Consider the following 6,778-nt stretch of genomic DNA (forward strand, 5'->3'; position numbering starts at 1 on the left):
TATTGCACCTGTTGTTTTGAATTAATTTAAAGATTAATTCAGATATTTTGAGTTTTTGACCTTTGGGCTCGGTGCTGACCATACCGAGCCTTTTTTTATGCCCAATGGGCTCTTCCGGTGTTCGATTGTGTTCGTTTTCGATCAATTTCTGTTTTAATTCTGTACACTTACATGCAACCTGGCGGGGTGGGATATAGTCTATTCGTTTGATTTATAGTGTTTTACAAAAGTGGCACCCTTGTTGTCAATCGGTGATCGGACTAGAAAAAACGAATAATTAGCAATGGACAGAAAAATTAAAAAGAAGACTTGGACAACTAAGCGCATAGTGACCATTCTCGGCAGTGCCGCTATTCTATACTTAATACTTTACGTTTTTATTTTTAATGATAACTCGGCCAAGCTCAATGTAGAAATTGAGAAGATAAGTGTGGGTGAGGTTATTGAAGGCCCTTTTCAAGAGTTTATACCTATTCCCGGTACGGTTCAACCCAAAACCACTATATATCTCGATGCGAAAGTGGGCGGCAACGTTGAACGAAAGTTTTTAGAAGGTGGAGTAAGAGTAAAAAAGGGAGATACTATTCTTAAGTTGGAGAACCGGCAGCTCGAAATGAATTATATCAGCGAGCAAACTCAAACCAACCGGTTGAGAAACGAGATTGAAAACACTAACAACAGGTTGCAACAACAGCTTTTTACTTCGAAAGCACAGGTTATATCACTAGACTTTGACATCGATGAGGCCAAGGACCAGTTGATGCGTACTGAGCAACTCTGGAAGAACAAAGTAGCCACTGAGCAGGAGTACTTAAACGCCAAAAGAAGGTATAACCGTTTGTTGGCTACCAGAACAAATACACTCAAGCAAATGGAGTTTGACTCCATCAATAATATTACCCAGCGCGATCAGAATATTGAAAGATTGGTAACCTCCGAAGATGCCCTGAAGTTGGTGCAGCGACAGTTGGAGGACTTGTATGTGACAGCTCCAATAGATGGTCTTCTTTCTACAGTAAATGCAGAGATTGGCCAGCAAATAGGACAGGGAACTACTATTGCCCAAATTGATGATTTGGACGGCTTTAAAGTGTCGGCTTTAGTAGATCAGCACTATTTGCCCAGAATATATGAGGGGTTGGTAGGAACTTATGATTTTGCCGGAAATACCTACAAGCTGGAAATCAGAAAGAAGTTTCCTGAAATCAACAACGGTCAGTTTGTGGTAGAGCTTGTTGGTGAGATTCCTGAAGGAGTCAGACGAGGCCAGGAGCTTTCTGTGCGACTCCAATTGAGTGAGGAAAAAAGAGCTATTCAGATACCTAGAGGTAGCTTCTTTCAAACTACAGGTGGTAACTGGATCTTTGTGTTGAACGAAGATGAAACCGAAGCCGTCAAGAGGAGAATCAAGATTGGAAACCAAACTCCACGGAACTATGAAGTACTGGAAGGTTTAAAACCTGGAGAAAAAGTGATATTTTCATCATACGAAGGGTATGAAGATAAGGACAAGCTTATCATCAAGAAATAAATTAATTCAAACAACTAATTAACTTTTATAATTATGGGAAACAACAAGAGTATCATCACCACTAAGGGGCTGAAGAAGTTCTATTACACGGATGAAATCGAAACGACCGCGTTGAATAACGTAAATCTTCAGATTGCTGAAGGTGAGTTTGTTGCAATCATGGGACCATCGGGTTGTGGTAAATCTACTTTACTAAACATCATTGGTCTATTGGATAACCCTTCTGAAGGGGAGTTCTATTTTTACGATGAAGAGGTCTCAAAATATTCTGAAAGACAAAGAGCAGAGCTTAGAAAAAGAAACATTGGTTTCGTGTTTCAGAGCTTCAACCTTATTGACGAGCTAACGGTATATGAAAACGTAGAGCTTCCTTTAATCTATCTCAAATATCCATCTTCTGAAAGAAAGCAAAGGGTAGAAGAAGTGTTGGAACATATGCAAATTATGCATAGAAAAGACCACTTTCCACAACAGTTATCAGGTGGTCAGCAGCAAAGGGTGGCTGTAGCCAGAGCGGTTGTTGCCAAGCCTAACCTAATTCTTGCGGATGAGCCAACGGGTAACCTTGATTCTACCAACGGCCAGGAAGTAATGACACTTCTTAGCGATTTGAATGCAGGAGGTACAACCGTAATTATGGTAACGCACTCTGCTACCGATGCAGAATACGCTCACAGAGTGGTGAACCTGTTCGATGGTCAGATTGTATCTGAGAACATCAATTCTAAAGAGAATTCACTGGTTTAGTAACTCAGTAGAATGCTGAATGTGAGGCGGTCTCAAAAGCTTCAAAACACGTGATTCTGAACTTGTCTACCGACAGGCAGGTTAATTTCAGAATCTATAAGTTCTACAAAGAGCACTATGAAGCCCCTGAAACCTGCTTTTGCCGCAGGCAGGCAAGTTCGGGGTGGCACTTATCTGGCTTTTGAGGCAACCTCCTGAAATAACAGGGACATAGGCTTCCCTCAGATCTTTATTGCCTAACGGATAGAAAACATTATTATGAAAAAGATACTTTCAATAGCCCTATTACTGCTAATGGCCATGCCGGGGGTGTTTGCACAAAAAGTGCTTACACTAGAAGAGTGTATCGATATTGCTTTGCAAAACAATATTGCTTTAAAAAGGGCCAGAAACAGTGCTGAAATTGCCAGGGCGCAATATACCCAAAGCAAGTTCAACTTTTTACCTTCTTTGAGTGCCGGGGCTTCCCACAACTGGTTCGAAGGGCTTTCTTTTGACCAGACTTCGGGAAATCTGGTAAATACTACTACCCTAAGTGGTGGTGGTTCCATTGGTGCCAGTATGACTCTGTTCGATGGATTTTCGAATTTGCTAGGTATGCAACAAGCCAAGGCTAGCTATGAGGCTGCAGAAGAAAATGTAAAGAGTACTGTTCAGCTAACCCAAGCCAATGTGGTAAACGCTTTTCTTCAGGTGGTAACCACCAAAGAAAGCCTCAAAATTAATGAAGCCCTTAGAGAATTGTTACAAGAACAACTGGAAAGGGAAGAGATTAGAGAACGAGCGGGAGTGGGTAATATGGAGCAAGTGTATAACTTCAGATCTCAAATTGCCCAGCAAGACCTGGTTATAGTAAATAACCGGAATACGCTAGAGTCTTCTAAGTTGCAGCTTATTCAGCTCTTGTTGTTGGATCCTTCGGAAGAATATAGTTTCGAGGGCATAACGCTCAACGATAGTTTGCTGGAACAAGAACTACAAAACTATAATGAGGTGCATGAAAAGGCCATGAGCTTTTCTCCGGGCGTACGTTCGGCCGAGTTGAGTTTAGAAGCTTCCAGAAAAGCCATGCAGTCGGCCAAATATTTGTGGATGCCAAACCTATCTATTTCGGCAGGCTACGGAACCAGTTGGTCATCCAACCTGAGAGACCAAACCGATGGTTCTGTAATTGACCTTTCTACCCAGTTCGATAATAACAGAAGAAAGTCTGCCTCTTTAAACCTTAACATTCCATTGTTTAACAACTTTAGGAATAGAACTCAGATGCAGACCAGCAAGATTCAAATGCTTAATTCTGAGCTAGGATTGGAGCAGGCTAAAAATGACCTAACCAATCAGTTGCAGCGGGCATATCTGGATTTGGTAAATGCTAAAACTACCTATGGGGCAGCTAAGCAAAGTCAATTGAATCTAAACCAGTCGTTTGAATTTGCGAAGACCCGCTATGAAAATGGAACGATAGACTTTGTTACATACCTGCAGAGTCTTAATGCTAAGAATAGGGGAGATTTCGAAATGTTGAGATCGAAATACAGCATATATCTGAGAAAGCTGATTTTGGATATTTATATGGGCGAATTAATTTCTCCCACTAATAATTAATGGTATAGTATTCAACAACTTTACCAGACTGAATGATAATCTGATTGTTTTCCATAAATACTGTTTTAAAAGAAGGGTTGGCACGTCCAACCTTTCTTTTTTGCTTAGAGTAGATATCTACCAGCACTATCTGCCCTTCTTCTATGCTTACGAGTGAGTTTTCGCTAAAACTAAAGTAAGCTCCCCCTTTGAGGGGAATTGTGTCCATATAATTACCCAGATTATCAAAAACGAGTATCCCTGAATTCTTATCACCAACAAAAAGCAGGTTTTGATATTCGCGCATAAAAGTGGGCTGAATGTTTTTTACTGAAAGACTGAGGGATAAAATGTTATCAAGAATGGTTTCTCCATTGTTTAGGTCAACCTTCTTAACGGCCAATGTATTGTTGTCGAACAACCATAGGTTGTTATCTCCGGAGAGGGTGGCCAGACCACTAAAATTACTTATGCTCAGCGACTGCAGAGGATAGCGTTCAGAATCGGTAAGAAAGCGATTTAAGAAAAGGTACTCCTGAAAGTTCTGGTAGTAAGCAAAAACTCTTAAACCCTGCCAGGCTTCGAGCAAAGTGGGGGCTGCCTTGCGCTGTGGCGAAAAGTGGTATAGCATTTTGCCGTTGCTATCGTATTTCTCAATGGTACCGTCTTTACTGGCAAAGTACAAGTAACCCTGGCGATCTATTGAAGCTGCTTCCGGAATAAAATTAATTTCGAATCGGTGTTTGAATACCAATTGCTGAGCAGCGAGTTGGGTACTGCAAAGAAGCACAAGAAATAAGAAGCTAGCCCTCATAGGTCTTTAGTTCTACTTTACCTTCAGCATATTCAGCATAAGTAAAGGCACCAAGCCATTCACCCAGGTTAATGTATCGGCTGTTGTTTCCCACCTCAAGATCTAGCGGCAGATGACGATGACCGAAAATATAATAGTCTCTGTGTTTTTCTTTTTCTAAAGACTTGGCATATGACCAAAGCCATTCTTCTTCTCCCAGAAATCTTTGCTCAGTGTTGTTGGCCTGAGCCCTGCTTTTTCCGGACCAAAAATTGGCCAGGCCAATACCCACATTGGGGTGTAGCCAGTGAAAGGCCCATTGAAAGAAACGATTGGTAAATATTTTTTTTAGAAACTTATACCCCTTATCACCCGGCCCCAGGCCGTCACCATGCCCAACATACAAGCTGGTTTGGTTAATGAATAGGTCAATGGGTTCGGTATATACCTTAGCATTAAATTCTTCCTCAAAGTATCCAAACATCCACAGGTCATGGTTTCCGGTAAAAATATGAAGCTCTATACCGGAATCAGCTATTTCGGCCAATTTGCCCTGGAAACGCGAAAAGCCCTTGGGGATGGTGGTCTTATACTCAAACCAAAAATCGAATAAGTCGCCCACTAGAAAAATGGCATGGGCATCTTTTTGGCATTGACTAAGCCAATCAATTATCTTTTGCTCTCTCTCCCGACTCTTTGCTTTGTTGGGTATGCCCAAATGAAAATCCGATGCGAAGTAAACTTTTTCTGATGCTTTAGGCTTAAGCTCCATGGGTTAAAAAAGGAATTGGCGCAAGTTAGCGGAAAGGGTAAAACAAAAAAAATCAGGCGGTAAGCCTGATTTTTTTATGGATTATGATTCTTCTTTAGGAGGGCTATCGTCAAGGCTGGTTTGCTCTTTCGTTTCAGCCGCTTCTTCTACACTTTCTTTTTCTGCAGCTTCTGCTTCTTTTTTTGCTTTTCCATTGCTGCTGTTGGTGTAAGCCTGGTAAGTGGTTTCCTTCTCAAAAGGACGCTTACCAATAAGGCCTTCCAAATCGGACTGGAAAAGAATCTCTTTGTCAAGAAGTTCTTTGGCCAAAATTTCCAGCTCTTTCTTCTTTTCTAACAGCAACTGTTTGGTGCGCTCATAGGCCTGAGCAACAATCTTCTTAACCTCTTCATCGATGGTTTTGGCCGTATCTTCTGAATAAGGTTTGTTGAAACTGTAGTCGTTTTGCTTGGAGTCATAGAACGATATATGACCAATCTTGTCGTTCATTCCATAAACCGTTACTATGCTGTAAGCCATTTTGGTTACTCTTTCCAGATCGCTTAAGGCACCGGTAGATATTTTACCGAAAATAATCTCTTCGGCAGCCCTGCCACCCAGGGTCATGCACATCTCATCGAGCAATTGCTCAGTTTGGTAAAGGAACTGCTCTTTGGGCAGATACTGTGCATAGCCCAAAGCGGCTACTCCTCTAGGTACGATCGACACTTTAACCAACGGATCGGCATGTTCCAGAAACCAGCCGGCCACGGCATGTCCGGCTTCGTGGTAAGCCACAATCTTTTTCTCTTCAGGAGAAATAATTTTATTCTTTTTCTCAAGCCCTCCAATTACACGGTCAATAGCGTCCTGAAAATCGGACATATCAACTGCTTTTTTGTCTTTTCGGGCGGCAATAAGGGCGGCCTCATTACACACGTTGGCTATTTCTGCACCAGCAAAGCCGGGAGTTTGGGCCGAAAGCTTCTTAGGGTCTACATCTTTTTCGAGCTTGATTGGCTTGAGGTGTACTTTAAAGATAGCCTCCCTACCCACAATGTCGGGTTTGTCTATGCTTATTTGACGGTCAAATCGTCCCGGTCTAAGTAAGGCATTGTCCAGTACATCGGGACGGTTGGTAGCGGCCAAAATAATTACTCCTGAGTCTGTGGCAAAACCATCCATCTCCACCAGTAGGGAGTTCAGGGTATTTTCGCGTTCATCATTAGACCCCGGCATTTGACCTTTACCTCTCGATCTACCAATGGCATCAATCTCATCGATAAAGACTATACAAGGTGCTTTTTCTTTGGCTTGCTTAAACAAGTCTCTTACTCGGGCAGCACCTACACCCACAAACATTTCGACAAAA

General features: G+C 42.0%; 6 protein-coding genes. 3 read left to right on the top strand and 3 right to left on the bottom strand.

Annotated elements, in window-relative coordinates:
• The first annotated feature begins 283 nt into the window (after nt 1-283).
• The 3 genes from B3763_RS07905 to B3763_RS07915 all read left to right on the top strand — a co-directional run bounded on the left by B3763_RS07905 (nt 284) and on the right by B3763_RS07915 (nt 3,883).
• On the top strand, nt 284-1,531 hold the full coding sequence (locus B3763_RS07905) for an efflux RND transporter periplasmic adaptor subunit (RefSeq protein WP_189629489.1): 1,248 nt from the start codon (nt 284-286) through the stop codon (nt 1,529-1,531).
• 51 nt (nt 1,532-1,582) lie between these two features.
• Complete coding sequence (locus B3763_RS07910) at nt 1,583-2,278, top strand: ABC transporter ATP-binding protein (protein WP_229838613.1); 696 nt, start codon at nt 1,583-1,585, stop codon at nt 2,276-2,278.
• A gap of 258 nt (nt 2,279-2,536) precedes the next feature.
• Nucleotides 2,537-3,883, top strand: coding sequence for a TolC family protein (locus tag B3763_RS07915; protein ID WP_189629491.1), 1,347 nt, complete (start codon nt 2,537-2,539; stop codon nt 3,881-3,883).
• Here B3763_RS07915 and B3763_RS07920 read toward each other — a convergent pair.
• From B3763_RS07920 to B3763_RS07930, 3 genes are all read right to left on the bottom strand, one after another.
• Nucleotides 3,873-4,676, bottom strand: a complete 804-nt coding sequence (locus B3763_RS07920; RefSeq protein ID WP_286745481.1) for a hypothetical protein — start codon at nt 4,674-4,676, stop codon at nt 3,873-3,875. The two genes, B3763_RS07915 and B3763_RS07920, sit on opposite strands and share 11 nt — an antisense overlap.
• Nucleotides 4,666-5,427, bottom strand: coding sequence for a UDP-2,3-diacylglucosamine diphosphatase (locus B3763_RS07925; RefSeq protein WP_286745483.1), 762 nt, complete (start codon nt 5,425-5,427; stop codon nt 4,666-4,668). Before B3763_RS07925 ends, B3763_RS07920 begins: the two co-directional genes overlap by 11 nt.
• Before the next feature lie 81 nt (nt 5,428-5,508).
• On the bottom strand, nt 5,509-6,778 hold a 1,270-nt coding region (locus B3763_RS07930), incomplete at its 5' end, for an ATP-dependent metallopeptidase FtsH/Yme1/Tma family protein (RefSeq protein WP_286745486.1).

Source organism: Roseivirga sp. UBA1976 (assembly GCF_002336325.1).
In the GTDB taxonomy this organism is placed as follows: domain Bacteria; phylum Bacteroidota; class Bacteroidia; order Cytophagales; family Cyclobacteriaceae; genus Roseivirga; species Roseivirga thermotolerans.

Coding starts and splice junctions, on each gene's coding strand:
- B3763_RS07915 (WP_189629491.1), top strand. CDS start 2,537: ATGAAAAAGATACTTTCAATAGCCCTATTACTGCTAATGGCCATGCCG.
- B3763_RS07925 (WP_286745483.1), bottom strand. CDS start 5,427: ATGGAGCTTAAGCCTAAAGCATCAGAAAAAGTTTACTTCGCATCGGAT.
- B3763_RS07920 (WP_286745481.1), bottom strand. CDS start 4,676: ATGAGGGCTAGCTTCTTATTTCTTGTGCTTCTTTGCAGTACCCAACTC.
- B3763_RS07905 (WP_189629489.1), top strand. CDS start 284: ATGGACAGAAAAATTAAAAAGAAGACTTGGACAACTAAGCGCATAGTG.